The organism is Sorangium aterium, assembly GCF_028368935.1.
Lineage (GTDB): Bacteria > Myxococcota_A > Polyangia > Polyangiales > Polyangiaceae > Sorangium > Sorangium atrum.
This window is the reverse complement of sequence record NZ_JAQNDK010000001.1, coordinates 1,085,932-1,112,130: the sequence shown is the minus strand read 5'-3', so window position 1 is coordinate 1,112,130 and position 26,199 is coordinate 1,085,932. Positions and strand designations below refer to the sequence as shown.

The following is a 26,199-nucleotide window of genomic DNA, read 5'->3' as shown; positions in this document are numbered from 1 at the left end:
ACGCCCTCAACCTCGGACGCCCTGAACCTCGGTCGCAACCTGGGTCGGACGCCGGACGCCTCTCAACCTGGGTCGGACGCCGGGCGGACGCCCTGAACCTCAGACGCCCTGAACCGTCGTCGGACGCCGGACGCCCCCTCAACCTGGGTCGGACGCCGGACGGACGCCCTGAACCTCAGACGCCCTGAACCGTCATCGGACGCACCGGACGTACGACGACGCCCTCAACCTCGGTCGGGCACCCTCACCCCCGCCCGCCCTCAACCTGGGTCGGACGCCCACCATTGCGCGCTGGACTCATCAATTCCCCCTTGTGCGCCGCTCCTTTTCGTATAATGAACAAGTTCAGTGAACGCGTTCACTCAAAAGCCCGGCAGGCGCGACGCCCAGAAGGACGCGACGCGCGCCCGGATCCTCGAGGCCGCGCGCGACCACTTCGAGCGCCACGGTTTCGAGGCCGCCAACGTCCGCGCCATCGCCGCGGACGCCGGCGTGGCCGCTGGCACGGTCCTCCTCCACTTCGCCGACAAGCGCGACCTGCTCCACGCCGCGCTGTTCGACGACCTCGCCGCCACCGCGGCCGAGGCCGTCCTCGACGAGGAGCCCGGCCCCCTCGAGCAGCGGCTCCACCGCCTCGGGGCCGCCTTCTTCGCGTACTACGCCCGCCGGCCGGCCCTCTCGAAGACGCTGCTCCGCGACGCGCTGTTCGCCGACCCGCCCTGGCAGGCTCGCTTCACCGAGCAGGTCGCCGCCGTGCACGGCCGCGTCGTTGAGCTCTTCAACGCCGCCCGCGCGCAGGGCGAGGTCGCCGACGACGCCGACCCCGCGCTCTTCGGCGTCGCCTTCTTCTCCTTCTACTACTTCGCGCTGATCGCCTGGGCCCAGGGCGCGCACCCGTCGCCCATCGCCCTGCTCGATCGGCTCGTCGCTCAGCACCTTTGCGGCCTCCGCCCCGCAGCCAACGTCAGGAGGGCTCGATGACGTCATCCATCATGTTCCGCAGTCCAGAGGCGCGCGCGCGCATCGCGGCGTGGTTCGACAGGTTCCACGAGAAGCTCCCGGTTCCGGCCCGATCGCGCGAGGTCTCGACCCGCTTCGGCGCCACGCACGTCCTCGTCGCCGGCCCCGAGGACGCCCCGCCGCTCGTCTGCCTGCACGGCGCGCTCGCCAGCTCCGCGCACCTCATGCCCGAGCTCGGCCCGCTCCTCACGCGCTACCGCGTCCACGTCGTCGACGTCATCGGCCAGTCCGTCAAGAGCGCCGACGTCCGCCTGCCGATCGACGGGCCCGCCTACGCCGAGTGGCTCACCGACGTCCTCGACGCGCTCGGCCTCGCGCGCACCCACCTCCTCGGCGTCAGCTGGGGCGGCTTCGCGGCCCTGCGCATGGCCCAGGCCGCGCCCGCCCGCATCGACCGGCTCGTCCTGATCGTGCCGGCGGCCCTGGTGTCGGGCTCGGCGTGGCAAGGCCTCACCCGCATCGCGATCCCGATGGCCCTCTACCGCGCCTTCCCCTCGGAAGAGCGCCTCGCGCGCCTCGTCTCCGGGCTGTTCTCCACGCACGACGACATGTGGTGCTCCTACTTCGGCGACGCCGTGCGCAGCTACCGGCTCGATTTCCGCCCGCCCCCGCTCGCCACCCCTGCGTCCCTCGCCGGGTTCACGCGGCCCGCGCTCGTGTTCGGCGCCGACGACGACGTGAGCTTCCCCGGCGCGAAGCTGCTGGCGCGCGCGAAGGAGCTCCTGCCGCGCGCCGAGACCGAGCTGCTCGAGGGGTGCCGCCACTCGCCCCCCACCGACGACGCCTTCCGCGCGCGGCTCTGCGAGCGGATCGCGCGCTTCCTCGGGAGCGACGCCGCGCGTGACGCCGCCGACGTCGCGCCGCCCCCCGCGCCGCCCGGGCTCGCCGCGCCGGTCGCGTGACCCCGCGCCGCGCTCCCGCCCGCGAGCGCCCTTCAGTGCCCCGACACGTCGTCGACCTGCGCAAAGGCCCGGATGAGGCGCTCGCGCGCCCGCGCCGACAGCGGCGGCGCCTCGATCGATCGCACGTTCTCCAGGAGGTGCTCCACGCTGCTCGTCCCCGACAGGATCACGTGCGCCCCGGGCTCGTCCCGGCAGAAGCGGTACGCCGCGTCCGGGAGCGACGAGGCGCGCTCTCCTTCCAGGAGACGCTCCAGCCCCTCGTCGCCGAGCTCGGGCGACACCTTGCCCCGCGCCGCCAGGTCGGCGAGCAACTCCCGCAGCCGTTCGGGCCGGCTCAGCGCGCGCCGGACCGCGAACATGATCAGCGTCCCGATGTCCTTCGCCCGCGTCAGCGGGAACACCCGCGCTCGCGCCGACTGGTTCAAAAGGTTGAACCCGACCATCACGACGTCCCACACATCGTCGAGGAGCGCCTGCTCGAGCATCGCGTGCGTCGGATCGGCGGCGAACGCCTCCGTGATGCCGAGGAAGCGGATCTTGCCCTGCTCGCGCAGGCGCAGCAGCACGGGGACGATCCGCTCGCGCAGATCGGCGTACTGGTGCGGCAGCACCCCGTGCAGATGGTAGACGTCGACGTGATCCGTGCCGAGCCGATCGAGGCTCGCATGCAGCGACGACACCACGTCTTCCTGCCGGAGCGGCGCCTCGAGGCGCGTCGTCTTCTTCGTCGAGAGCACGACGCTGTCGCGCGGCACCTCGCGGAGCGCCTTCCCGACGAGCCCCTCGGTCCCGTACGCCTCCGCCGTGTCGATGAAGCTCACGCCGCGCTCGATGGCCGCACGGACGAGCCGGAGCGACTCGGCCTCCGCGATGCGCCCTGACCCGAGCCGGCTGTCGCCGCCCGCGCCCAGGCCGAGCACGCTGACCTCGAGGCCGGTCCGGCCCAGGGTGATTCGATTCACGGTCGTCCTCTCCCTCGATGAACGGTGATCTTCACGGAGCCCACGCCGGGCGCGGGCTCACTCCTTCGGGGCGACCTTCCACGACGTGAACCGCCGCTCGACGCGCATGAGCAGGTGATTGAACGTCAGCCCGAGCGCCGTGATCGTCAAGATGCCGACATACATGCTCGGGATCTGGAAATTGTATTGCGCGTAGATGATCAGGTATCCGAGCCCCGCCTTGGCCCCGATCATCTCCGCCGCCACGAGGACGAGCAGCGAGTACGCGCCCGCCAGGCGGATACCCACGAAGATCGTCGGGACGGCGGCCGGCAGGATGACCTTGCGGAACAGCTGGAGCGGCGACAGCCCCATCGTGCGCGCCGACTTGATGAGCAGCGGATCGACCCCGCGCACCCCGCTGATCGTGTTGAGCAGGATCGGCCAGGTGCACGAGTAGATGACGAGCGCGATCTTGGAGGCCTCCCCGATCCCGAGCAGCAGCAGGAACACGGGCAGGAGCGCGAGCGCGGCCGTGTTGCGCAGCACCTCGAGCAGCGGATTGAGCGCGTCCGCCACGCCCTTGTACCACCCGATCGCGAGCCCGAGCGGCACGCCCACCGAGATCGCCAGCGTGAAGCCGACGAGAGAGCGCGACAGGCTCGCCTTGATGTGGCTCAGGAGCTGCCCGTTCTGGAGGAGCTGCCACCCGGTCCCCAGCACCTCGGACAGCGGCGGCAGGAACGCCGCCTCCACGAGGCCCACCCGCGGCGCCGTCTCCCACAGGGCGGCGACCGCGAGGAGGATCCCCGTGCGCGCGACGGCGCGGCCGAACCACCGCGCCGCGTCGCCCACGAGCTGCCCTTGCTGCGACTCCTCGGGCAGCGGAATCGATTGCTCCAGGCTAGCCATTGACCGCCACCACGCCCGCCACGGGGCGGCTCTCCGCCGCGCGCTTCTGTCGCTTGCTCCGCTCCTGCTCCTCGGCCTTCAGCACCTCCTCGCGCAGCAGCGTCCAGATCTCGTGCCGCAGCCTGCCGAACTCGGGAGTCGACCGCGCGTCCTCATAGCCCCGGATCTCCTCCGGGATGTCGATCACCCGCTTCACGCGGCCGGGCCGGGACGTCATGATCGCCACCCGTTGCCCGAGGAACACCGCCTCGTCGATGCTGTGCGTGATGAACAGGATCGTCTTGCGCGACTTCTCCCAGATCCGGAGCAGCTCGGCCTGCAGCGACTCGCGCGTCTGCGCGTCCAGCGCCGCGAACGGCTCGTCCATCATCAGCACCTCCGGGTCGTAGGCGAGGCTCCTCGCGATGGCCACCCGCTGCTTCATGCCGCCCGACAGCTCGTGCGGATACCGATCCTCGAAGCCGGAGAGGCTGACCAGATCCAGGTAATCCTGCGCGATCTCCTTGCGCCGGCTCTCCGGGATGCCCTTGGCCTCGAGCCCGAACTCGACGTTCTCGCGCGCCGTCCGCCACGGGAACAGCGCGTACTGCTGGAACACGATCCCCCGATCGAGGGCAGGGCCCGTGATCGGCTCGCCGTCGAGCAGGAGCTTGCCGCTGGATGGCTTCGACAGGCCGCCGAGCAGATCGATGAGCGTCGACTTGCCGCACCCGCTCGGCCCGACGAGGACCATCAGCTCGCCGGCCCTCACGTCGAGGTTGAGGTCCTCGATGGCCGTGAACCGCGCGTCCTCCTTGGTCCCCGCCGGCCCCTTGACGGCGAATGTCTTGCTCACGTTGTGGAACTGGATCTTGTTGCTCATGGCTCCTCCTGCTCCCGAACCTCGACGAGGGTGGGCCCCTTCACGGACCGCCCTTCCAAAACGGGTCGAACTCGCTGTACGGCTCGTCAAATCCCGCCATCCGGTGCGCACCGTCGCACCGCCATGAGGCCCATTCAGGCGCGGTCGTGGAGCGCCATCCTCGACCGTTCCGGTGGCGTTGAGCACGCCGCGTACCAAGTGTGAGCCGGCTCCGCAGACGCAAATCCGCTATAACAGATGGCGGCCTGCTGCTGGGGCAGCAGGCGCTTGCTCGAGGAGTGTTGCTACAGCAACAGTGGATCCGTCCTTACGAATCAGGGCGGTCTGCGGACGGTCCGATGGGGACGCATGACAGTTATTTCGACGAGCGGGGAACGCCCGGGGTAAATTTCCACCCATGACCGCCGCCACCACTTCATGGGGAGAAGTCGACGCTGAGAAACTCGCGGGCAAACGCGCACGCCTCTTCGAACGGGCGCCGGTCGCGATCGTCCAGTACGGCAAGGAGCTCACGATCGAGGACTGGAACGGCGCGGCCGAGCGCCTGCTCGGCCACGCGCGGAACGAGGCGCTCGGCCAGCGCGTGGACGAGCTCCTGCCGGCGTCCGGCAGCCCCGACGTGTGGCGGCGGCTCCTCGCGGAGGACGGGGCGGCCCCCCGGGTGTGGAGCCACGTCAGGAAGGGCGGCGCCGTGGTGAGCGTCGAGTGGCACCACGAGCGCATCCTCGACGAGCACGGAGAGGTCGTCGGCGTCGGCGTGTTCGGGCAGGACGTGACGGAGCGGATCGAGCAGACCCGTCGCCACCATCAGAGAGAGGTGATCCTGCAGGCCATCACGCAGTCGCTCCCGATCATCGTCTGGGCGATCGACCGCGAGGGGAACTTCACGTGCCACGAGGGCAAGGCGCTCGAGGGCATCGGGCTCCAGCAGGGCGCGCACATCGGCAAGAACTTGTTCGACCTCTACGCGAGCAACCCGCAAGGGTGCGAGATGGTGCGGCGGGCGCTCGCGGGCGAAGCGAGCCACTCGGAGTCCCTGACGCACGGGGTGTACTGGGACAACTGGGAGATCCCCATGCGCGACGATCAGGGCGAGGTGTCCTCGGTCGTCGGCTTCACCCTCGATATCAGCAAGCCAAAGAACACCGAGCAGGAGCTCCGGGCCAGGCTGGAGCTCATCGAGCGGCAACAGCGGGTCATCCGCGAGCTGTCGACTCCCATCATCCAGGTGTGGGAGGGCGTGCTGACCCTGCCGATGATCGGCGTGCTCGACAGCGCCAGGACAGCGGAGGTGATGGATACCCTGCTCGAGGCGATCGTCCGCACGGGCTCGCGCTTCGCCATCCTCGATCTCACCGGCGTCGAGCTGGTCGACACGAAGACCGCGAGCTACCTCCTCGATCTCGTCGGCGCGATCCGGCTGCTCGGCGCCGAGGGCATCGTCACGGGCATCCGGTCGAACGTCGCCCAGACCATCGTCAGCCTCGGGCTCGATCTGGCCAACATCACCACCCTCGGGAACCTCCGGGCGGCGCTCCAGTACTGCATCCGTCAGATGAGCAAGGAGCGCGCGGCCGGCGCGGCGCACGCCTCGCACCAGGGCGCTGCTCCGCGGCCCGCGTGACAGCGCCGCGCGGACGACCGCTCCGGCGCGGCGCTCCCTCGGCCTCCCTGCGATCCCTCACGATCGCCGCGCTGGCTCAGGGCTTCGCCGTCCCCGCTGCCCCCATCGCCTTGGCCAGCGCATCGACGACGACGCGGACCGCGGCGCGCGCGGGCGCCGCATAGACCGCGAAGCTCGCGCGCTGCGAGGCGCCGTACTCCGGCAGCACGCGCCGCAGCGCGCCGCTCTCGAGCTGATCCTGGACGACGTAGTCGGGGAGGTTCGCCAGGCCGAGGCCGGCGACCGCGGCGTCGCGCAGCGTGATCGTGTCGCTGGTGCGGAACGTGCCGCTCACCGGGACGACGCGCTCGCCCTCGGGGCCCACGAGCGTCCACCGGGCGACAGGCTCGAGGTTGAGCGTGATGCAGTCGTGGGCGGCCAGGTCCTCGAGGCAGCGCGGCGCCCCGTGGCGCCGCAGGTACCGCGGGCTCGCGCAGAGCACGCGCAGGTCGTCTGCGAGCCGCCGCGCGACGAGCGAAGCAGGGGAGATCTCGGCGGCCAGGCGCACCGCCACGTCGACGCGCTCGGCCACCAGATCGACGATGCGGTCGGTGAGGTCGAGATCGATGCGGAGCTCCGGGTACCTCGCGCGACAGGCCAGCACCGCGGGCGCGACGCGGATCGAGCCGAGGACCGTGGGCGCCGAGATGCGGAGCGTCCCGCGCGGCGTCCCGTCGAGATCGGCGACCGCCCGCCGCGCCTCCTCGATGTCCGAGAGGATCCGGTCTGCGCGCTCGGCGTACAGGTTCCCCGCCTCCGTGAGGCTCACGCGGCGCGTGGTGCGCCGGAGGAGCTGCGCGCCGAGGCGCTCCTCCAGCCGCGCGACCTGCTTGCTGACCGACGACGACGTGAGCCCGAGCGCCCTCGCCGCCGCCGAGAAGCTCTGCCGCCGCGCGACCTCGAGGAACGCCCTCATCTCGTCCAGGTGACCGCCCAGCGGATCCATCCCATTCGTTCCTTCCGCGACGCAATCCTCGTCGGCCGACCAGGATTATCACGCGCCTGCTCCAGATCTAGTTTCCTGGAGGACGAGGCGATCGCCTCGCCGTGAAGGAGGATCCATGCTCACCCAGGCTCGCGGGCACACGGGCGTCGCGCTGCTGTTCTTCATCCTGGCCGCCGCGCTGGTCGGAGATCGGCTCGCGGCGACACCCCAGGCGCAGGGCGGGTCGACCCCGCCGAGCGCGCGGTACGACCTCGCGCAGATCGACCCGCAGGGCCGCGCGAACGGCGGGCCGCGCGCCGCCGGCGCCCTGGCGGCGGCTCAGGCCACCCGATCGATCGCCCCCTCCACGCCCTCCTGCTTGGAACAGTGCGCACAGCAGTAGAACGCCCCGCCGGCCTCGATGCCGTGCCCCACGATCCTGCAGGCGCAATGGGCGCACACGGGCGCGAGCTTGTGAATCGCGCACTCGAAGCAATCGAACGTGTAGCTCGTGCCGCCCACCATGATCTGGAAGGCCTTGTCGTAGCTGTTGCCGCAGCAGTCACACGTGTTCATGGAAACCTCTCGACGGTTGGGTGATGACGTCACACCGCCGGCCGAGCGCGGCCGGCTCTCGCGAACGCGCCGGGCGGCTCGGTCGGTCGGTCCGACGCCGGAGGATCCTTGATCTCCGGGAGCCGCTCTCCGGGCTCGGGAGCAGGGGGCGGGGGGTCCCGGCGCGCCGGTTCGCCCGGATCGGGATCCCCTCGGGGAGGTTCGGGCGGCGCTGGATCCCGCGCCGGCGGGCCCTGCTCGGGCTCGCCGACCGGCGCGGGGCGGGGTGTGCCCCGGGACGGGGGCGGGTTCACTGGCATCGATGTTCTCTCCCTCGCGCGTCCTCTCCTGAGCTCGTGTTGACGCGGTGCAAACAGGGCTGCACGAAGCGCGCCAGAGGCGCTCGCGAGCAGAGCGGCTCGGCAGGGCGACGCGCCGCGCCCGTTGCGGCTCGCCGAGGGGCGCGAGGGCGCGCATTCCTGTCACAGTGAGGCGTCGCTGGTTCGTCCCGCGACGGCGAGAGGCCCCGCGATCGCCGGGGCGGGCGCTCGTCGCAGGGACGCGCGTTCGCCGCGGGGCCCGTCCCGAACACGCGAGCGCGGGGCGAGCGCGTCGAGCGAGCGTGAGCAGAACCGACGGGCCCGCCCGTCGACCGTTAGCGCTTCACTTCGGGAGGAAATCGAGGATCTGCCCGAGCGCCTTGGTGAAGCTCGCCGCTTCCAGCACGTCGGGCAGCACAAGCACGCCGAGCACGCTGAGGCCGATGCCCATCAACGAGCCTCCGGCGATCACACCCGCGCAGATGGCCTCGGTGTTCTCCGCGGCGAGCGCGTACCAGGGCCGCGCGGGCGGCGCGTCCGCTCGCCCGCCGGGCGCCGTCTCGCTGAGCCGCGTCTCCTGCTCGCGCTTCTTGCGCCAGAGCGCGGCGCGCCGATCGAGCAGCCAGAAGAGGAACGAGCCGAGGAACATCGACCAGATATCGGTGAAGTTGAGGATGAACGCGAGCCCCAGCGCGACCGCGGAGAGGGGGAATCGGTTCTTCGTGACCTGCCTCGTGATCTCGACGAGGAGCCCGACGATCGCCCCGACCACCACCGCGGACTTGGCGGTCGGGTGGAGGAAATCGAGCCCCTTCATCAGCACCTCGGCGACGGCCTTCCACGTGAGCGCGCTCGGGACCGGAAGCCGCTCCGTCCCGTAGCGGCCGATGTCGCCCTGGATCAGCACGAGGTACCAGATGGGCACCGAGAGCACGAGCCCCGAGACCGTCCCGAGCACGTGCCCCATCGCCTGGTGGCGGGGCTTGCCGCCGAGCATGTAGCCCGGCTTGATATCCATCAGCAGGTTCGCGGTGTTGCTCGCGACCTCGGCGGTGACCCCGGCCGTCATCAGGTTCGTCGTGATGTTCTTCGGCGCGAGGGCGCCGTAGGTGAGCTGCGTCAGCTTGCCGAGCGCCCCGGTCGGGGTGATCGCCGTGATGGCCGTCGAGTTGACCGCGATGAGCGAGAAGATGAAGACGAGCGGGATCGCGAGCGCCCCGAGCCACCAGGAGATCCCGAACCAGAGCTGCCCGAGCACCACGATCACCGCGCCGACGACGGGTATGCCGATGATCGACAGCTTCACCGGAAGCTCGATGTCCGCGAGCACGTCGGTCGCTCCGCCCTTCTTGGTGAGGCCCTTGAACGCGTCGAGGATCACCTTCGGCTTGGAGAAGAAGGCGTAGAGAGACGACGTTGTCATGCACGCGACGCCGCCCCACAGCGCCCAGAGGGTGATCGCCCCGAACCCGAAATGCCCGTTCTTCGGCAGGATGATCCCGCGCTGGATCAGGATCGGCGCGAGGATCCAGTAGTTGAGGATCCCGCCGAGGAGGAGCGACACGCCGGTCCGGATGCCCATCAGGCCGCCCGTGGCGACGAAGATGATGCTCGTGTCGAACCGGATGGTGAGCTCGTTCAGGGGGGTGCCGCGGATGGCCGGCGAGATGCCCCAGCGCTTGAGCAGATCGGCGAAGCGCCCGCCATAGAGGAATTCGTCGTAGTAATGCGGGATGTTCCTTAGCGCGAAGAGCGCGCGCATCACCTTGTCGTCGCGGAGGAGCTCGAGCGCGGCGCTCAGGAGGCCGCCGCCGAGGAGGAGCTTCGCCTTGAAGAGGCCCTCCTTCTCGTCGCTCTCGTGCAGCGCGTCCATGACGACGCCGGCGGCCATCCCCTCGGGGAAGGGCTGCTGCTCGTCGTTGATGAAGCGCTTCTTCATCGGGAAGGCGAAGAGCACGCCGAGGATGGCGAGGACGAACATCCAGATCATCGCCCGGCCCATGGGGATGATCGTCGTCGTGACCATCGAATAGGCCGCGAGGCTCGTGAAGAGCGGCGCGTTCATGTAGCCGGCCGACGTCGCGATGGACTGCATCGCGTTGTTCTCGAGCACGGTCATGTCGCTGCCGAGGCCGAGCCTGGAGAGCACCTTGAAGAGCCCGAAGGCCAGGATCACGCTCGTGATCCCGACGCCGAGCGACCAGCCTGTGCGCGCGCCGATGTACAGGTTCGTGAGCGACAGGAACGCGCCGAGGAGCATGCCCGTGATGGCCGAGCGCCACGTGAGCTGGGGCATGTCGCCGCGGTAGACGTTCTTCAGCCACCATGCGTCCTTCTCTTCGAGCGACATGGTGTGAACCTGCTCTGGCGTGAGCTGTTTGATGGTCATTGCGCGGCGACCTCCTCGCACCTTGTACCATGGTGGGCGACGCGCCGTGCATCTCTTCCGCGAGGGCTGGCGGCGCAGATCTCGCCGATCCCCGCTCGAACCGTCACCCGCGGACCCGCGGCCGAACCCGGCGAATCCACGCTGCGACGGAATTGCTGGCCCCGTGTCACGAGGCTCTCCCTGCAAGCCGGGTGGGTGATACCGTATCAACCACCTAATCCATGCGTCGAAGAGGTCGCGCTCACCCCGCGGCCTGCGGGCCTCATGGCGACGATGACGGCGCTTCGCTGGATGGGTACGAAGAAGCCAGAGGATGCGACCGACTGCCGATCACGCCGAGCGGCGCTCTAGCGGCGCTGCCGCTGCTCGGCGATCGCCGCCGCGGCCTCCGCCTCCGCCTCCGCCTGGATGGCGACGTCGTCCGGCTGCGGCAGCGCCTGAACCGCAGGGAACCGCACGCCGAACACGCCAGCGCCCACGTCGACCGGCTCCACGCGCTCGCTCGTGGTCCGCGCGTCGAGCTCGACGATCCGGTTCACGGTGCGCTGCATGGCGATGGCGACGAACAGCCAGGTGATCGGGCCGGCCAGGAGCTGGATGTACGGGATGACGCTCGCCACACACGCCGCGATGACCAGGCCCCGCGGCACGCCGTCGGGCATGCCCCGCAGGCGGCACTGCAGGTTCACGCGATCACAGAGCCGGAGGCCGTTCCAGAAGATCCAGTAGTAGTTGAAGTACGGGGCGAAGTGCAGGCCGATGGCCTTCCCCACGGAGGGATCGTCGCGCTCGGCCTGGGGCAGCTGGGCGTGCATCGCGTTGAAGCGGACGAACGACACGATCCCGAACGTCACGACGTGCAGCAGCGCCGTGGCCCACACCGGAAACGCCTCGAGCCGATGCCGCGCGAGCGCGACCCGCTCGCCGGCGCCCAGCCCGGCCACGCCGCCGCGATACGTGTTCGAGGCAACAGGCTGTCCGCCGACGCGCTGCGCCAGCAGGGCGTGACGCATGGCCTCGTTCTGCCGGCGCAGGCGCTCGTTCTCGGCCTGCACGTCGTCGAGCTTGTCCGCGAGGGCGTCTCGATCGGAACGGAACACGCGGCAAGTATAGCGCCGCGCCCCCGCCCGGCAGGCCGAAGGTGAGGGCCGAGCGATCAGACCCCCATCGCGCGCGCGAGATCGAGAGCCGTGGCGCTCTCGGCGCAGCTCAGATGGGGTATCAGTCGCTGTCTCGGCCGCTGCCGGCGAACCCGTCTTCCCGGCGCGCGAAGAGCACGTTGAACGTCGTGAGCGTCCCGTAACAGCCCGTGATGTACGCCTGGAGCTGGACCTTCTCCGCGTCGCTCAGCCCCTCGTGCGCGTTGATCTTCTGCTCCAGCACGCGCAGCTTGTCGCGGAGCATCACGATCTTGTGGAAGAACACGTCGAGCGGGATGCGCTTCTCGGCCGTGCCCTCCTTCCCCGGCCGGAGCACGATCTCCCCGCCTTCCCAGCGGCCGCCCAGCTCCGCGCGGCCGACGCCGAGCTCCTCGGACAGCACCTCGCGCAGCACACGGCGGAACTCGTCGATATCCATGTCGATGTCGATCTCCCTTGGCAGCGGCGAACGGAAGGGCTGCGGCGCCGCGCTCTGCGGCGCTGCGCTCGGCCGACGCTCCGGCGACGGGGCGCGCTCGGGCGCCCGCGGCCTGACGCCGGTGCCGCGCGGCTGGCCCGCCGCCCGGGGTGGCGGCGGCGGCGGCGGCGCGCCCTTGGCGCGGTAGCGGGCGCACGTCGCTGTCGCCTTGATCGGCGGCGGGTACACCTCGAGGGCGCACTCGCCGACGCGGCCGCGCGCTGGATCCTCGTGCACCCTGGTAAATGCCGCGCAGCTTCCGCACCGGCCCGCGTAATCGTTCACCGCGGCCGGACTGTACCAGCTTTGCGCGCGACCGGCAGCGCAATCTGGGCGCGAGCTGGCCAGGCGGCTCGCGCGCGACGTCCGGCTCCGGCTCGCCCGCCTTCCGGCTCCGGCCGGCGAACCGGCGCTGCTCGCCCGGCGGGGGGACCTGTCGGTCGCGGCCGCGAGCCCCGTGCCGGCGAGCCTCCCGGGATCGTCCGGCCGACGTCGAGCCAGGACAAGCGATCTCTTCGCAGGTCCGCCTCCCGACCCTTGCTCACCCGTGTTGCGCAGTCGCGCAAGCGCTCGTCCGAAGCCCGCTGATGGCCTCGACCGCCGCCCGGGCCGCGCCAGCGCGATCCGGGGCCGGAGAGGGGCGATGGCCGGATGGACCGTGGGTTGCACTCGGCCGCGGCGTTCCTGTCGCCATGCAGGGCTCGATCCCATCGAAAGAATGTTCTTCAGGCGTATCAACGTCTCTTGGATCGAGCGACGAGCGGAGCCAGGCCGTCGACCGGGGCCGCCAGAAGCACCGGCGCCTCTTCGGCGCCGAGGTGAGGCCCAATCCGGATTGCTTCATCGACTGCGCCGCGGATCACGGCCTGGGCGCGGTTCATGGCGGATGTCCACATGGCTGAGGTTTCGTGTGTGCGCCGCAGACCGGCGGACACCCATCGGTACATAGAAGGAGATATCGAACGTGACGCAGACGACTCCCGTCAGTTCTCGCAATCAACGCAACGTCCTCGTGAAGGCAGCAGCGGATTTTGTCACCAAGGCCATGGTGGACGGCAGCTACCGGACGTTCCTGCCGCTCCGCCGCATCGCCGACGACTACCCGAACGCCTATTTCGACAGGCGCGGCGCGCAGCACAAGGCGAGCGTGTTCTGCAGCAACGACTACCTCGGGATGAGCAACCACGAGCGCGTGGTCGCTGCAGCCCGGAACGTGCTCGACGAGCAAGGCCTCGGCTCCGGCGGCTCGCGCAACATCTCCGGCACCTCCCACTACCACGTGGAGCTGGAAGCCGAGCTCGCAGCCTTGCACGGCAAGGAGTCCGCTCTGCTCTTCAACAGCGGCTACGTGGCGAACGAGGAGACGCTGGGCGTCATCGGCAAGCTGATGCCCGAGATCACCGTGCTCTCGGACAGCAAGAACCACCGGTCGCTCATCGAAGGCATCCGCAAGAGCGGGCTCAAGAGGGTCATCTTCGAGCACAACTCGGTCTCGGATCTCGAGGCCAAGCTCAAGGCCTTGCCGGCGGACGCGCCGAAGCTGATCGTCCTCGAGTCGATCTACTCGATGGACGGCCATTTCGGGCTGCTCGAAGAGGTGTGTCGCCTCAAGCACCGTCACAACGCCATGATCTTCCTCGACGAGACCCACGGCGTCGGGGTCTACGGTCGTACCGGGGCCGGCGTCGCGGACTCCCTGGGCCTGGCACACGAGATCGACATGTTCCAGGGCGGCTTCGGCAAGGCCCACGGGGCGACCGGCGGCTACGTGGTGGGGGACCGCTTCGTCGTCGACGCCGTCCGGCTCATGGCGCCGGGCTTCATCTTCACGACCTCGCTCCCGCCGCTCGTCCTGGCCGCCGCGCTGGCGTCGGTGCGGCACCTGAAGCAGAGCAACGTCGAGCGGGAGCGGCTCTTCGCCAACGTGAGCCTGCTCAAGGACGAGCTCCGACGCCACGGTCTCCCGGTCATGGACAGCCCGAGCCACATCGTGCCGGTGATGATCGGCGACTCCTTCAGGTGCAAGAGCATCTCGGATACCTTGCTCAGAGAGCACGGCTTCTACGTGCAACCCATCAATTTCCCGAGCGTGCCGCGCGGGCAGGAGCGGCTCCGCGTGATCGTGTCCTCGTCGCACACAGAGCGCGAGATTCGCGCTTTCGTCATCGCGCTGGCGCACATCATCGCCGCGACCAGCTGAAGCCACTGAGCAGATCCGCGGCGCATTTCGACGCGAAGGACGCGGGGAGCGCGGCATTCCCCGAGCATCTCGCGCGGGTATGTCGAGTCATTATTTTTTTTTTTTTTTGAGGGCCTGCTTGGCCATTGGAGAACTGCGTATGAGCTATGAATCGAGGCCTCTTTCAAAGTACTTCGGCGCCGAGCTGGTCGGCTTCGACGTGAGACGCAACGGGGGGGCGCTGCTCGACCTCCTGCTCCGGCACCAGCTCCTCCTGCTCCGCGATCAGGAGCTGATGCCCGCCGAGCTCGTCGCCACGGGCCGGCGCATGGGGCCGATCTTGCCGTTCCTCCTCTCGAACTACCGCCACCCGGAGTTCGACGAGATCCTCGTCACGTCGAACGAGAAGGTCGACGGGAAGCCGCTCGGCGTCGCGCGCGTGGGCAACTTCTGGCACTCGGACTCTTCGTACATCGCGAACCCCGCGAACACGACGCTCCTCTACTCCCTCAAGGTGCCGCCGGCGGGGGGGGACACGCTGTTCGCCTCCATGTACCTCGCCCTCGACGAGCTCTCGCCGGAGCTCCGCGCGACGCTGGAGGGACGCACGGCCGTCCACACGATCCGCAAGCGATACAAGGTCACGGCCCAGGACGTGGGTCAGTCGCTCCGGGAGATCGACGATCGCTTGCGGCTCACCATCCCCGATGTCACCCACCCCGTCGTCCGCAAGCACCCGCTCACCGGGCGGCCCGCGCTCTATATCAGCGACGGATACACCCTGAGCTTCGAGGGGATGGGGTGGGAGCAGAGCCAGCAGATGCTCGAGGAGCTGCACGCGCACGCGACGCGCGAGCACGCCATCTACCGCCACCAATGGCGTGTCGGCGACCTCTTGATCTGGGACAACCCGTCGCTGATCCACGCCGCGATGGCCTCCGACCCCGAGATCCCGCGCACGATGTACCGCCTGTCCATCGAGTCCGGCGTGACGCGCTGACCGCGGAGCAGGAAGCATGTTTGGCATCGTTGAACTAGGGCTCTGCGTCCCGCCGGCGCGCATGAGCGCCTCTTCGATCAGCGCGGCGTCCGGGGTGCCGATCGAGTTCTTCACGGACAAGATGCAGCTCGCCTCCAAGCCGGTGGCGCAAGGGCGGCGGTGCGTCGAGCTCGCGCTGGAGGCGATCGACGATCTGAGGGCGCGCCACCCCTTCGCATCGGACAGCATCGATCTCCTGGTCTACGCCTCGACCGGCCTCACCGACCACGCGCTCTGGTCACCGGCAGGCAAGATCCAGGCGGCCATCGGCGCGAAGGGCGCGTTCTGCTTCGAGCTGAGCAACGGCTGCAACTCGCTGAACGCGGCGCTCCACGTGATCAAGGGGCTGATGCTGGCGACCTCTTCCTACCGGCGGGCGCTCCTGATCTGCGCCGACACGCTGTCGAGCTACGTCGATCACACGGATCCCGGGTCGAAGAGCCTGTTCAACTTCGCCGACGCCGCCTCGGCGCTGCTGTGCGACCGGTACGCGCCGTCGCTCCACGTCCTGTCGAGCGCGTTCGCGACGGACGGCACGTACGTGGATCTGTACAAGCTCCCCCGGGGCGCGTCCACGATCGTCACGGAGCCGTGCACGGCGGAGGTGAGCCTTCATGATCAGTATCTGCACTACATCACCAGGCTGGTTGGGCAGGTCCTGGACGAGGCCAACCTGCGGGCGCGGGACATCGATTATCTGTTCATGAACCAGGGCGATCAGCGGGTGCTGCGCGAGGTCCTCGCGCGCTTCGGCCTCAGCGAGTCGCAGTCGTATCTTAGCTTCCGCGACTACGGTCACCTCGGCTCCACGGACACGGCCCTCGCGCTCGCCGACGGCCTCAGGACGAAGAGGCTCCGTCCCGGTCAGCGGGTCGTCGTCGTGTCGAGCGGCGTGGGCTTCTCTTGGGGAGCGAGCCTCATTCAGGTCTGAAAGGTCCCAGGTATGAAAATCCTCATCATGCACACCGTGCCTTATCGAAAAATGGAGTATCATCGCGCGCTCGATCACGGCGCGCACGACGTCACGTACGTGGGTACGGCGGCGCGCATCGCGGATCTGCCGGCCGGTCTGCGCTGCGAGAGGCTCGTGATCCCAGGCGTGGCGAAGCGTCACGTGGAGATCAACGCGATCGTCTCGGCGGCGGACGGCTACGAGATGGTCATGGCCCTGTCGGAGTTCGACCTGCACGAGGCGGGCGAGGTGCGCGAGCACCTCGGGATCCCGGGTCCTCGCTACGACGAGCTGCTGAAGTTCAAGGACAAGATCCTCATGAAGCGGCTCGTGGCGGCGGCCGGCCTGAGGAGCCCGCGCAACATCGACCTCCGGACGGTGGAGAAGGGCGCCCCGGTCGCGTCCGTGCCGTGGGAGGGGCGCACCATCCTGAAGCCGACGCTGGGCGCCAGCAGCATCGGCGTGCACGTCTTCGGCTCACCGCGCGAGGCGCTCGCCTTCGTCGTCCGGCCGGAGAACGACGAGTATTACGCGGACGGAGAGATCGAGGAGTTCGTCGAGGGGCCCATCCTCCATGTCGACGGCGTGATGGATGGGGGCGCCCCGCGCCTCATCGTGGCGAGCCGCTACGTCAACACGCCGCTCGAGTACGCGTGGGGCAGCAAGCCGCTCGGCTCGGCGCAGTTCAGGATGTCGGACCAGTACCGGGCGTTCTTCCTCGATTGCCTGCGCGCGGTCGGCATCGTCGACGGCGCCTTCCACCTCGAGGTGATCGAGGGGCCGGAGGAGCTCGTGTTCCTGGAGGTCGCCAACCGCGCGGGCGGCGCCGATGTCATCCCGGCGACGGAGGCCTCGACCGGCGTCCACATACCGACCGAGGAGATCGACGTCCTCATCCGGGCTCAGGCGCGGCGGCTCGGTCGCCCGTTGCCCGGGGGGCCCGTCCGGGAGGTCACGAAGACAGAGGGGCCGTGGTTCGGCTGGCTGGTCGTGCCGGGCCATCATTTTCCCGAGGCCTCGTGCCGTGTGACGACGCCTGACTGGCTCCCGGGCTCGGGCGCTGTCGTGAAGCTCCGTGTCGCGCAGCCCCACGACCGGCTGAAGAAATCGGTGACGCACCAGTACTGGGAAGTCCCCGCCGCGGCAATCCTGCGCGGCGGGGACAGCGCCGAGGTCGCCGAGGTCGTGCGGCGGCTCAGCGAGGAGATCCGGGTCGTCCCGCACGCGACGGAGGTGCTCAGTTGAAGCGGCGCCTCCTGACCGCGACGCTCCTCACCAACGTCGCCGATGGAATGCACACGCTGGCGCTGGGCAAGTTCCTGTTCGACCGGACAGGAGCGGTGTCGTCCTTCGCGTTCGTGCTCGGCTTCGACTACCTGATCGGCGTGCTGAGCCAGATCTACGCGGGGCCGATCATCGACAGGCTCAATCCCAAGCTCGTCGCCTCGGCCGCCGGGATCAACCGCGCGCTCATCATGGTGATGCTGGCCGCGCTGGCGCTCCATCCAGGGTACGAGGCCACGATCGCCGTCGTGGCCCTCTCGGCGCTGCTCAAGGTAGGCTCCCATTTCTACAAGACCGCCGCCTTCGCGCTGGTGCCGGGGGTGGTCGCGAAAGAGGAGCAGGTCCGCTACTCGTCGCTCGCGATGCTGCTGCTCCAGCTCGGTCAGCTGCTCGGCGTCGGGGCCGTCGGCGTGCTGCTCGCGCGCCTCAGCTACTCCGTCGTGTTCCTCATCGACGCTGGGTTGTTCCTGGCCACGAGCCTGATCCTCTGGAGGCTGGAGGTCTCCGGCGATCCGGCGCGGCGCGCCGCGCTCGTCTCGGTCTCGCAGGTGATCAAGGACTGGAAGGAGCTGGCGCAAGGGATGCGGCGCACGCCGTCGCTCTTCGTCCACGTGGCGATCTCGACAGGCGATCTCGCCGTCATGGCATGCTTGAACCTGATCCTCGTGCCGCTCGTCAACAGCCGGTTCGGCGGCGATGCGGTGTGGCTCTCGGGGCTGGACGGTGCGTTCGCGGCCGGGGCGGTCATCACGTTCCTGCTCGCGAGGAAGGGGGGGAGCCCGCGGCACCTCGTCGGGTTTCAGCTGCTCCAGGTCCTGTTCCTCACGGTCATCACGGTCGCGCGGAGCAGGGCGGCGACGACCGCGTCGTTCCTGGGCCTCGGCGCCGCGATCGGCTTCACCAACGCGCTGCTCACGTCGAAGCTCTACCAGCGGATGCCGCCGGCGCAGAAGGGCCGCATATCGAGCTTCCGCTTTCTGCTGGTGTCCATCGTCACCGTCATCGGCATCGGCGGCACGACCAAGATGCTGAGCTGGAGCGCGCCGTGGGGCGTCGGCTTCGTCGCGGGCATGGCCACCCTGTTCTGCCTCGTCACCCTAGCAGTCGGCCGTCAGGCCTTTTCGGAGGAAATGTCATGAGCATGAGATACGAGAGCGCGCCGGCGGCGCGCACGGCACGGGAGCTCCGTAGGGAGGTCGTGGGACGCCTGGACCGGGTGCTCACCGCCGCGCGCCGCGCCGAATACTACGCGGGGATCCTCCCGCGGGACGCGACCGGCTTCGACGCGCTGGCGCTGGCCCCGGTCACCACGCAGAAGGCCTACAGCGACGCGATGATGACGGCCCCCGAGCGCCTGAAGAGCGGCGAGGAGCACGGCGGCGTCGTCCTCCAGACGGGCGGGACCTCCGGAGAGCCGAAGTTCTCGATCTACTCGGGCGCCGAGATCAGGGAGATGATCCGCTCCGGCGTCAGGATGCTGAGCCTGATGGGGGTGCGCAAGGAGCACAATGTCGCCAATTGCCTCGCCATCGGCGAGCTCTATGGCGGGCTGATCACGCTGGAGCACGAGCTGCTCGAGCTCGGGGCGCGCAGCTTGCCCTTTGGCCCCCACGTCGAGCCGGCCTTCTTCCTCAACGCCGCCCGCCGGATGCGCATCGACGTGCTGTTCGCCAATCCGCTCTCCTTCATGCACAAGCTGCGCAAGATCCACGAGGTCGAGCCGTCCTTCGGCTTCGAGCTGCTCCTCTACGGCGGCGCTGGGCTGTCGCCGGTGGACGCCGACTGGCTCAGGACGCACATGGGGGTGAGGCGCATCGCCTCCGTGATCGCGTCGGTCGACGCCCTGCAGTTCGGCTTCCAGTGCTCGCATTGCACGGGGAACGAGCACCACACCCTCGACGATTTCAACCACGTCGAGATCGTCGACGACGACGGCAGGCCGGTGGAGGAGGGCGAGGAGGGGCGCATCGTCCTCACGTCGCTCTACCGGACGCTCTATCCGCTGGTCCGCTACGACATCGGCGATCGAGGCCGCTTCCTCGACGAGGCATGCGCGTGCGGGCTGCCCTATCGAAAGATCGAGTTCCTCGGCCGCGGGGGCGAGTTCCTGAAGCTCTCGAGCGACGCCACGGTCTGGGTGCACCAGCTCGTCAAGGCCTTCTCCGACGAGGGCCCCTCGGCCATGCAGATCGTGCTCGATCGCTACAAGCACAACGCCCACCTGGTGGTCCGCCTCGAGGGCGCTCACCTGGACGAGAGAGAGATACGGCGGAAGATCCTGGAACGCCTGCCGGTCCTCGGGAAGTCCGTCGAGCGGGGCTCGATCCTGGTGTCGGTCGACGTCCTCGCGGAGGGCGCGCTGCTGCGGAGCGAGCGCACGGGGAAGGTCCCGCTCGTGGTCGACCGGCGCTTCAAGACCGGGAGCGAGCCGTCGGCGCTCCGGGAGGCTGGCGCGCGGCCACATGCAGGCGAGGACGGCGCGGCAGCGCTCGAGGGCGCCAGATAGGATGGCCACGGCTCATGACGCCGACGCTCCTTGTTGGTTGAGCCGTTCGACGGCGCCTCGCGTGCGTCGCGATGATCGCGGCGCTGCTACCCGGCTGCGGGCTGGCGGCTGCGACCGTCCGGGTGAACCCCTGTCGTGGCCGCCGCGCTCGGGCTACCATGGCGGCGTGCGTCCCACGGCGTCGCTCCCCGTCCTCCTGTCCGCGACCGCGCTCTCCACGCTCGCCGCCTGTACTGCCTCGCCGCCGCCGCGCGCGCCCGCGCCGCCGGCTGCCGCGGCGCCCGCGGCCGCGGCTGCGGAGCCCGCCGGGAGGCCGGTGCCGGCCGAGAGGCCGGAGCCGACCGCGGCGAGGCCGCCGCTCGAGTTCATCCACGACGACGTGTCTCGCGCGCGCGAGAAGGCTCGGACGGAGGGCAAGGCGCTGTTCGTCGATGCGTGGGCGCCGTGGTGCCACACGTGCCTGAGCATGAAGCACTACGTGCTGACGGATCCGTCGCTGCGCCCGCTCGCCGATCGGGTGGTGTTCGCGGACGTCGACACGGATCGACCGGAGAGCGCGCCGTTCCTGGAGCGTCACGAGGTGACGGTGTGGCCGACGTTCTTCGTCCTCGAGCCGGCGGCCGGCGAGGTGATCGGGCTCTGGCGGGGCGCCGCCTCGGTCGAGGAGCTGCGCGAGCTGATCCGCGACGCGCTGCTCGCGATGGATTCCAAGGCTGCGTCGGCGCTGCCGGCGGACGATCCGAACCGCCTGCTCGTCGAGGCGAAGCGGGCCCACAGCGCCGGTGACCACGCCGCGGCGGTGTCCGCCTACCGGCGCGCCCTGGCCCGGGGCGGAGAGGCGTGGCCGCGGCGCAGCGAGGCGCTGCTCGGTCTCCTGGCGGCGCTCTACCGCAAGAAGGACGCTGCGGCGTGCGTGGAGCTCGGCAGCGCGCACGTCGGCGAGGTGAAGGGCGCGGCGCTGCCCGCCGATTTCGCGAGCGTCCTGCTCTCCTGCGCGGCCGCGCTCCCCGGCGGCAAGGCCCAGCGGGCCGCGCGCGAGGCGGCCGTCGCCCGGCTGCGGTCGATCGTCGCGAGCCCGCCCGCGGACGCGAGCGCAGACGACAGGGCCGACGCGTGGGGCCTGCTCGCCGAGGGGCTCGAGGCGCTCGGCGATGCGGGCGGGGCCCGCGCTGCGAGCGAGTCGAAGCTCGCCGTGCTGGAGCGGGCCGCGAAGGAGGCGAAGACGCCCGAGGCGGCCGCCGCGTACGACTACGGGCGCGCCATGGCCTATGTCGCGCTCGGCCGCGGCGAGGAGGCGATCGCGATGCTCTCGCAGCGCGAGGCGCAGATGCCCGCGTCGTACGAGCCGCCCGCGCGGCTCGCGCAGGTGCTCCACGCGATGGGCCGCGAGGCGGAGGCGCTCGCCGCGGTGGAGCGCGCCGTCGGGCGCGCCTATGGCCCGCGCCGGCTGCGCTACCTGAAGCTCCGCGCGGAGATCCAGCAGCGGCTCGGGCGGGGCGCGGAGCAGATCGCCACGCTGCGCGAGGAGGTGGCCGGCTACGAGGCGCTCCCGAAGGGCCACGCCAGCCAGGCGGCCCTGGACGACGCGCGGCGGCGGCTCGACGAGGCGGAGAAGGCCCAGCGCGGCGGCGGTGTGAAGAAGCGCTGACGGCGGCTTCCAGGGGCCGCTAGTTCTCCCCGGTGCCCACGACAAGGCCCGTCGCGCGGAGGCGGTCGGTCGTGGGCTCCTCCGGGAAGAACACGGTGATGTCCACGTCGATGGTGGATGGGAAGGAAGTGCTCCCCGAGGTCTGCACCGTCAGGCTCCCGGTCGCGCTGGTCGCGCTCACGGCGGCGCCAGCTGAGCCCTGGCCGTCCGGCGTGCAGCTGGCCGCCCCCTTGCTCATCAGGATGCGCGACACACTCCACACCTCCGGGACCGTGACGATGGCGAAGCCCTCGGGCGACTGCCTGCTCGGCGCCTCGGCGTAGAGCACCACGCAGAGGTCCGCCTCGGGTCGGGCCTTGTAGATGGTGAGGTGATCGTACCCGCCGGGCCAGTAAGAGACGGTGTAGCGGCCGACCTCGGGCTCGACGCAGGACGCATTCGCCGAGACGTCCACGCCGGCCTGCTGCGCAGCGCACGCATTGCAGTAGAACTGGTTGTCGCACCCGCAGACGCCCGGGCAGTCCTCCGGGCACCCCCCGGGCCGGGGGGTGCACCTGCCGATGGTGTCGAACGTTCCGCACGAGTCGTCGGGGAAGTCGCAGTACTCCTCCGCGCTGCAGATCCCACCGCTGCGCCCTCCGCAGGCGAGCGGTGTCCCGCCGCTCGAGGTCGAGCTGGCGGAGCCGCCAGCACCGCCGCCGCCGGTGTCGCCAGTGCTGGCCGTGCCGCCGCTGTCGCCGGCGCCGCCGGTGCCGGACGGCATGTCGACCGTGCCGCCGCAGAGATTGCGAAAATCATCGGCGCCACCGTCGCTCGACGGGATCTCGACCGTGCCGCTGCAGGCGGCGAGAGAAAGCCCGAAGAGAAGCGAGGATAGGCGTGCGTGGCTCATGTGCGTAGTATGCCACGCTCGGCCGCCCGCCAAGAGGGCCCCCGCCGTTCGGCGGAACGAAGCCGAGCTCGCGAAGGAAAGACACGCCCAGGTGCCAGAAGGCGTCAGACGGAAATTCCAATCTTGGTGGCTTCTGGCGTCCTCACGGTTCCTCTGCTCGCCGCCCGCTTTACAGCGTCGGCAGCACGCCGCGATCCCGCCCGAGCGGAAAGGCCGTCTCGAGGCGAGCGATGTCCTCGCTGCTGAGGCGCAGATCGCCCGCGGCCGCGTTGTCGAGCGCGTGTGCGGCGTTCGCGGCCTTGGGGATCACGAAGAGCGGCTGGCGGCGGAGCAGGAAGCGCAGCGCGACCTGCCACGGCGTCGCGCGGTGGGCGGCGGCGACGGACGCGAGCACCCTGCCCGCCGTGCTGTCCGGCGCCGGGAACCGGCCCGAGCCGAACGGGCTGTAGGCGACGACCGCGATGCCGTGCCGCTCGCAGAGCGGCAGCACCCGGTGCTCGATCGACCGCTCGAGCAGGTGATAGAGCACCTGGTTGCAGGCGATCTCGCGCGCTCCGGCGATGGCGATCGCCTTCGAGAGCTCCGCCTGGTCGAAGTTGCTGACGCCGAAATACCGGATCTTGCCCCGGTCCCTCAGGTCCTTGAAGGCGCGGAACGTCTCCTCGAGCGGGTGCGGCCCGGGCCAGTGGAGGAGGTAGAGGTCGAGCCGGTCGGTGCGGAGCTGCTCCAGGCTGCGCTCGCATGCGGCGATCGTGCCGGAGTAGCTCGCGTTGCTCGGCAGCACCTTGGAGGCGAGGAACACCTCGTCGCGGCGGCCGGCGATCGCCTTGCCGACGAGCGCCTCGACAGCACCCGAGCCGTACATCTCCGCCGTGTCGATGTGCGTCATGCCCGCGTCGATCCCCCGCCGGATGGCGTCGATGCAGGCGGCCTCATCGCCTATCTCCATCTGCCAGGTACCCTGTCCGACGACCGGGATCTTGACGCCAGTAGAACCGAGTGCGCGCTGCTCCATGATGATGAACCTCCGCTTTTGTCACCGGGGGCGGCACGCGCCGCCCCCGCCCCGCCCCCACGCGGTCCGTGCTGGCCTCCCTTCACGGAGAGCCGCATGGACACAGCGTTTCTACCTGATCGGCGTTCCAGGGGCGCCCCTCCGCCCCGGGTGGGATCGCTGAATTCGCCACGAAAGGCAAGCCCGAGCGCCTTCACCGGGCTGAGCCCGGCGGTTCGCGCCGTCGGTCGCTGGCGCCTTGTCCATAGAAAATTCCTTGCTTGAGGATGTCGCAGACAGACGATGAGCCGCTGTGTAGATTGCGCTGCCCGCGAGCTCTGAGGAGGTAGATCGATGCGTTGCATGCTGATGGGATCGTTCGTACTGGCCGCCGTGATGTCGTTCGCTGGCGTGAGCAGCGCGCACATCGACCTCACGTCCCCCGCGCCGAGGCACGCGGACGACCAGCAGAAGGTGTCGCCTTGCGGTGCTCGTGGCGATGCGCGGGGCGAGACCGTCACCGTGTTCGAGCCGGGCGAGACCATCACGGTGATGTGGAACGAGACGATCGATCACCCCGGGCATTTCCGGATCATGTTCGACGACGACGGCTTCGACGATTTCCCGGAGCCGGCGAACGAGAACGATCTCTGCGAGCCGGGGGTCGACAAGGGCTGCCTGCTCGACGGCATCGCCGACAAGAAGGGAGGGTCGTATTCGGCGGAGGTCACGCTCCCGGACGTGGAGTGTGACAACTGCACGCTTCAGCTCATCCAGGTCATGACGGACAGGAGGCCGGCCACCCTGTACTACCGCTGTGCGGATCTGGTGCTCAAGTCCTCCGACCCTGCCCCCGCAAGCTCCAGCGCCAGCGCCAGCGCCAGCGCCAGCGCCGGCGCCGGTGGCGGCGCGACGGGCGCGGGCGGGGGCGCAACGACGAGCGCGAGCAGCAGCGCCACGGTGGGCGCAGGCGGGGATGCGACGACGGGCGCGGGCGCGGGCACGGGCGGGGGCGCAACGACGGGCGCTGGCGCGGGCACGGGCGGGGGCGCAACGACGGGCGCTGGCGTTGACGAGGGATCTGGCGCAGCGGAGGACGACGGCGGGTGCAGCTTCGGCGGCGCGGCGGGCGGGGCTCCGATCTCGGCGGGGCTCGGCGCGCTCGCCGCCCTTGCGTTCGCGGCGCGCGGGCGGAGGCGAGGCCGGCTGGCGCCGCGGCGGGACGCTGCCGGGCGCCGGTCGCGGCGCTCGTGATCGCGGGGCCGGCGCGCCGTCAGGAGCGGCGCGTCGACCCTTCGGAGAACCTGGCGATCTCGATGATCTCCGCGGCGCGGTCGCTGGCCGGCGGAGCGAGCCAGGGGCCGTCGAACCGCGTGACCAGCGCGGTCACGTTGTCGCGGCCTCCGGCGGCGAGCGCGGCGTCGATCAGGGCGCTGGCGGCTGCCGCCGGCTCGGGGTGGGCGTCGAGCGTGGCGGCGATGTGCCGATCGTCGATGAGGTCGCTCAGCCCGTCGGTGCAGAGCAGCAGGGTGTCCTCGCGGCGGAGCTCGACGGCGGAGAGCGCGATCCTGAGGTGTTCGCGGAGCCCGAGCGCCTGGAGCATCACGCCCCTGTGCTCGAAGGTGGCGGCCTCTTCGGGCCGCAGCTTGCCGCTCTCGAGCAGCGACTGGAGGAGGGTCTGGTCGCGCGTGAGCTGGGTGAGGACGCCGCTGCGGAGGAGGTAGGCGCGGCTGTCGCCGACCTGCGCGAGCAGGAGGCGCTCATCGCAGAGCGCGGCCACGGTCGCCGTGGTGCCGCTGTTCCGGTGCTGTGAGCTCCGGCGGGCGTTCTCGCGGACCGCGCGTCCGGCCTCGCCGATCGCCTCGAGGAGGCTCCGCTCGAGGGCGTCGCTCGATCGGGGCGCGGAGCGGGTGAGGAGGGCGTGGACCATGCGCGCCGCGAGCCGGCTCGCAGCGTCAGGGGACGACGCGCCGCCCGAGCCGTCGTAGACGCCGAGCGACAGGGCGAGCGGCGGCTCGATGGACGCCTGGACGGCCGGGGGCCCATGGGCGAGCCCGCGCGCGAGATCGCTGATCAGGAAGGTATCCTCGTTGTGCTCGCGGCTGTGGCCCACGTCGGTCCGGGCCGCCACGGCGACCGCCGCGGCGTGTTCGACGGCGGACGTGCGGTACACGGGCATGCGCGCATCGTACCGCGGGGGCGCTGTCCGAGGGAGGGCGCTCGACGCGCCGCTCGTCGAGATCGCCACGGCGGGCGTGGAGCTGCCGCGTGCGGCGACCGCGGCGGCCACGCCCGGCGGAGCCCTCGCCGAGGCGACGTGGGCGCTCGACGCGCGGCGCGCCTCGTACCTGAAATGAAGAAGAGACCGCATGAGACTGCTCCCCAACCCCGAGCGCGCGTGGGAGCGCGCCACGCACGTCCAGACCCTCGCGCGCGCCGAGATCGAGCGGCGCGTCCTGCCGTTCTCCGGCGAAGTGGAGGTGCTCTCCGGCGGACACGCCAGGCGAGGGATGAGGTGGCTTGAAGCGTCGACCCCGGCGTGGCTCGGTAGCGCCTATTGGCGGGCGCCGCAGCTTGGAGAGTCGTTTTCGTGATGAGC

General features: G+C 70.3%; 25 protein-coding genes. 14 read left to right on the top strand and 11 right to left on the bottom strand.

Features of this window, described 5'->3' with window-relative positions; translation table 11 throughout:
- Positions 1 to 348 precede the first annotated feature (348 nt).
- Both POL72_RS04015 and POL72_RS04010 read left to right on the top strand, forming a co-directional pair.
- Complete coding sequence (locus POL72_RS04015) at positions 349 to 981, top strand: TetR/AcrR family transcriptional regulator (protein ID WP_272093669.1); 633 nt, start codon at positions 349 to 351, stop codon at positions 979 to 981.
- Positions 978 to 1,922 (top strand): alpha/beta fold hydrolase, encoded by a 945-nt coding sequence (locus tag POL72_RS04010; protein WP_272093668.1) that lies wholly within the window; start codon positions 978 to 980, stop codon positions 1,920 to 1,922. Before POL72_RS04015 ends, POL72_RS04010 begins: the two co-directional genes overlap by 4 nt.
- Before the next feature lie 32 nt (positions 1,923 to 1,954).
- Here POL72_RS04010 and POL72_RS04005 read toward each other — a convergent pair whose 3' ends face one another.
- Genes POL72_RS04005 through POL72_RS03995 form a run of 3 tightly spaced genes read right to left on the bottom strand, consistent with a single transcriptional unit; the run spans position 1,955 to position 4,637 of the window.
- Positions 1,955 to 2,884 carry an aldo/keto reductase gene (locus POL72_RS04005; RefSeq protein WP_272093667.1) on the bottom strand — a complete coding sequence of 310 codons (930 nt, stop codon included), beginning with the start codon at positions 2,882 to 2,884 and terminating at the stop codon, positions 1,955 to 1,957.
- 57 nt (positions 2,885 to 2,941) lie between these two features.
- On the bottom strand, positions 2,942 to 3,775 hold the full coding sequence (locus tag POL72_RS04000) for an ABC transporter permease (protein ID WP_272093666.1): 834 nt from the start codon (positions 3,773 to 3,775) through the stop codon (positions 2,942 to 2,944).
- The gene (locus POL72_RS03995) at positions 3,768 to 4,637 is read right to left on the bottom strand and encodes an ABC transporter ATP-binding protein (protein WP_272093665.1); all 870 of its coding nucleotides are present in this window, start codon (positions 4,635 to 4,637) and stop codon (positions 3,768 to 3,770) included. Before POL72_RS03995 ends, POL72_RS04000 begins: the two co-directional genes overlap by 8 nt.
- Positions 4,638 to 5,034: 397 nt before the next feature.
- Here POL72_RS03995 and POL72_RS03990 point away from each other — a divergent pair, with 397 nt between their 5' ends.
- A complete protein-coding gene (locus tag POL72_RS03990) occupies positions 5,035 to 6,261 on the top strand; it encodes a PAS domain S-box protein (RefSeq protein ID WP_272093664.1) in 1,227 nt (408 codons plus the stop codon).
- A 76-nt stretch (positions 6,262 to 6,337) separates the two neighbouring features.
- On the opposite strand, the gene POL72_RS03985 is transcribed toward POL72_RS03990, so the two are convergent.
- The gene (locus tag POL72_RS03985; RefSeq protein WP_272093663.1) at positions 6,338 to 7,246 is read right to left on the bottom strand and encodes a LysR family transcriptional regulator; all 909 of its coding nucleotides are present in this window, start codon (positions 7,244 to 7,246) and stop codon (positions 6,338 to 6,340) included.
- Positions 7,247 to 7,361: 115 nt separating this feature from the next.
- Here POL72_RS03985 and POL72_RS03980 point away from each other — a divergent pair, with 115 nt between their 5' ends.
- A complete protein-coding gene (locus tag POL72_RS03980) occupies positions 7,362 to 7,628 on the top strand; it encodes a hypothetical protein (protein ID WP_272093662.1) in 267 nt (88 codons plus the stop codon).
- Here POL72_RS03980 and POL72_RS03975 read toward each other — a convergent pair.
- The 4 genes from POL72_RS03975 to POL72_RS03960 all read right to left on the bottom strand — a co-directional run bounded on the left by POL72_RS03975 (position 7,565) and on the right by POL72_RS03960 (position 12,343).
- Positions 7,565 to 7,801, bottom strand: coding sequence for a metallothionein (locus tag POL72_RS03975; protein ID WP_272093661.1), 237 nt, complete (start codon positions 7,799 to 7,801; stop codon positions 7,565 to 7,567). The two genes, POL72_RS03980 and POL72_RS03975, sit on opposite strands and share 64 nt — an antisense overlap.
- Positions 7,802 to 8,443: 642 nt before the next feature.
- The gene (locus POL72_RS03970; RefSeq protein WP_272093660.1) at positions 8,444 to 10,489 is read right to left on the bottom strand and encodes an OPT family oligopeptide transporter; all 2,046 of its coding nucleotides are present in this window, start codon (positions 10,487 to 10,489) and stop codon (positions 8,444 to 8,446) included.
- A gap of 347 nt (positions 10,490 to 10,836) precedes the next feature.
- Positions 10,837 to 11,589: a hypothetical protein gene (locus POL72_RS03965; RefSeq protein WP_272093659.1), complete on the bottom strand. Its 753-nt coding sequence runs from the start codon at positions 11,587 to 11,589 to the stop codon at positions 10,837 to 10,839.
- 121 nt (positions 11,590 to 11,710) lie between these two features.
- Positions 11,711 to 12,343 carry a DUF8685 domain-containing protein gene (locus POL72_RS03960; RefSeq protein ID WP_272093658.1) on the bottom strand — a complete coding sequence of 211 codons (633 nt, stop codon included), beginning with the start codon at positions 12,341 to 12,343 and terminating at the stop codon, positions 11,711 to 11,713.
- Between the two features lie 727 nt (positions 12,344 to 13,070).
- On the opposite strand from POL72_RS03960, the gene hemA reads away from it, so the two are divergent.
- From hemA to POL72_RS03925, 7 genes are all read left to right on the top strand, one after another.
- A complete protein-coding gene (hemA, locus tag POL72_RS03955) occupies positions 13,071 to 14,306 on the top strand; it encodes a 5-aminolevulinate synthase (RefSeq protein ID WP_272093657.1) in 1,236 nt (411 codons plus the stop codon).
- Between the two features lie 139 nt (positions 14,307 to 14,445).
- Positions 14,446 to 15,285, top strand: a complete 840-nt coding sequence (locus tag POL72_RS03950; RefSeq protein WP_272093656.1) for a TauD/TfdA dioxygenase family protein — start codon at positions 14,446 to 14,448, stop codon at positions 15,283 to 15,285.
- A 16-nt stretch (positions 15,286 to 15,301) separates the two neighbouring features.
- A complete protein-coding gene (locus POL72_RS03945) occupies positions 15,302 to 16,255 on the top strand; it encodes a 3-oxoacyl-ACP synthase III family protein (RefSeq protein WP_272093655.1) in 954 nt (317 codons plus the stop codon).
- A 12-nt stretch (positions 16,256 to 16,267) separates the two neighbouring features.
- The gene (locus POL72_RS03940; RefSeq protein WP_272093654.1) at positions 16,268 to 17,521 is read left to right on the top strand and encodes an ATP-grasp domain-containing protein; all 1,254 of its coding nucleotides are present in this window, start codon (positions 16,268 to 16,270) and stop codon (positions 17,519 to 17,521) included.
- Positions 17,518 to 18,699, top strand: coding sequence for an MFS transporter (locus POL72_RS03935; RefSeq protein ID WP_272093653.1), 1,182 nt, complete (start codon positions 17,518 to 17,520; stop codon positions 18,697 to 18,699). Before POL72_RS03940 ends, POL72_RS03935 begins: the two co-directional genes overlap by 4 nt.
- On the top strand, positions 18,696 to 20,066 hold the full coding sequence (locus tag POL72_RS03930; RefSeq protein ID WP_272093652.1) for a phenylacetate--CoA ligase family protein: 1,371 nt from the start codon (positions 18,696 to 18,698) through the stop codon (positions 20,064 to 20,066). Before POL72_RS03935 ends, POL72_RS03930 begins: the two co-directional genes overlap by 4 nt.
- A 166-nt stretch (positions 20,067 to 20,232) precedes the next feature.
- Positions 20,233 to 21,714 carry a thioredoxin family protein gene (locus POL72_RS03925; protein WP_272093651.1) on the top strand — a complete coding sequence of 494 codons (1,482 nt, stop codon included), beginning with the start codon at positions 20,233 to 20,235 and terminating at the stop codon, positions 21,712 to 21,714.
- Between the two features lie 19 nt (positions 21,715 to 21,733).
- Here POL72_RS03925 and POL72_RS03920 read toward each other — a convergent pair whose 3' ends face one another.
- Positions 21,734 to 22,606 carry a hypothetical protein gene (locus POL72_RS03920; protein WP_272093650.1) on the bottom strand — a complete coding sequence of 291 codons (873 nt, stop codon included), beginning with the start codon at positions 22,604 to 22,606 and terminating at the stop codon, positions 21,734 to 21,736.
- Between the two features lie 169 nt (positions 22,607 to 22,775).
- Entirely contained in the window at positions 22,776 to 23,621 is an 846-nt protein-coding gene (locus POL72_RS03915) for an aldo/keto reductase (RefSeq protein ID WP_272093649.1), read from the bottom strand.
- Between the two features lie 333 nt (positions 23,622 to 23,954).
- On the opposite strand from POL72_RS03915, the gene POL72_RS03910 reads away from it, so the two are divergent.
- Positions 23,955 to 24,854, top strand: coding sequence for an SCE4755 family polysaccharide monooxygenase-like protein (locus tag POL72_RS03910; RefSeq protein ID WP_272093648.1), 900 nt, complete (start codon positions 23,955 to 23,957; stop codon positions 24,852 to 24,854).
- Between the two features lie 19 nt (positions 24,855 to 24,873).
- Here the strand turns inward: POL72_RS03910 and POL72_RS03905 are convergent, their stop codons facing one another.
- Positions 24,874 to 25,779 carry a PP2C family protein-serine/threonine phosphatase gene (locus POL72_RS03905; protein WP_272093647.1) on the bottom strand — a complete coding sequence of 302 codons (906 nt, stop codon included), beginning with the start codon at positions 25,777 to 25,779 and terminating at the stop codon, positions 24,874 to 24,876.
- On the opposite strand from POL72_RS03905, the gene POL72_RS03900 reads away from it, so the two are divergent.
- Complete coding sequence (locus POL72_RS03900) at positions 25,778 to 25,957, top strand: hypothetical protein (protein ID WP_272093646.1); 180 nt, start codon at positions 25,778 to 25,780, stop codon at positions 25,955 to 25,957. The two genes, POL72_RS03905 and POL72_RS03900, sit on opposite strands and share 2 nt — an antisense overlap.
- A gap of 12 nt (positions 25,958 to 25,969) precedes the next feature.
- Positions 25,970 to 26,194: a hypothetical protein gene (locus tag POL72_RS03895; protein ID WP_272093645.1), complete on the top strand. Its 225-nt coding sequence runs from the start codon at positions 25,970 to 25,972 to the stop codon at positions 26,192 to 26,194.
- The last annotated feature ends 5 nt before the right edge of the window (positions 26,195 to 26,199 follow it).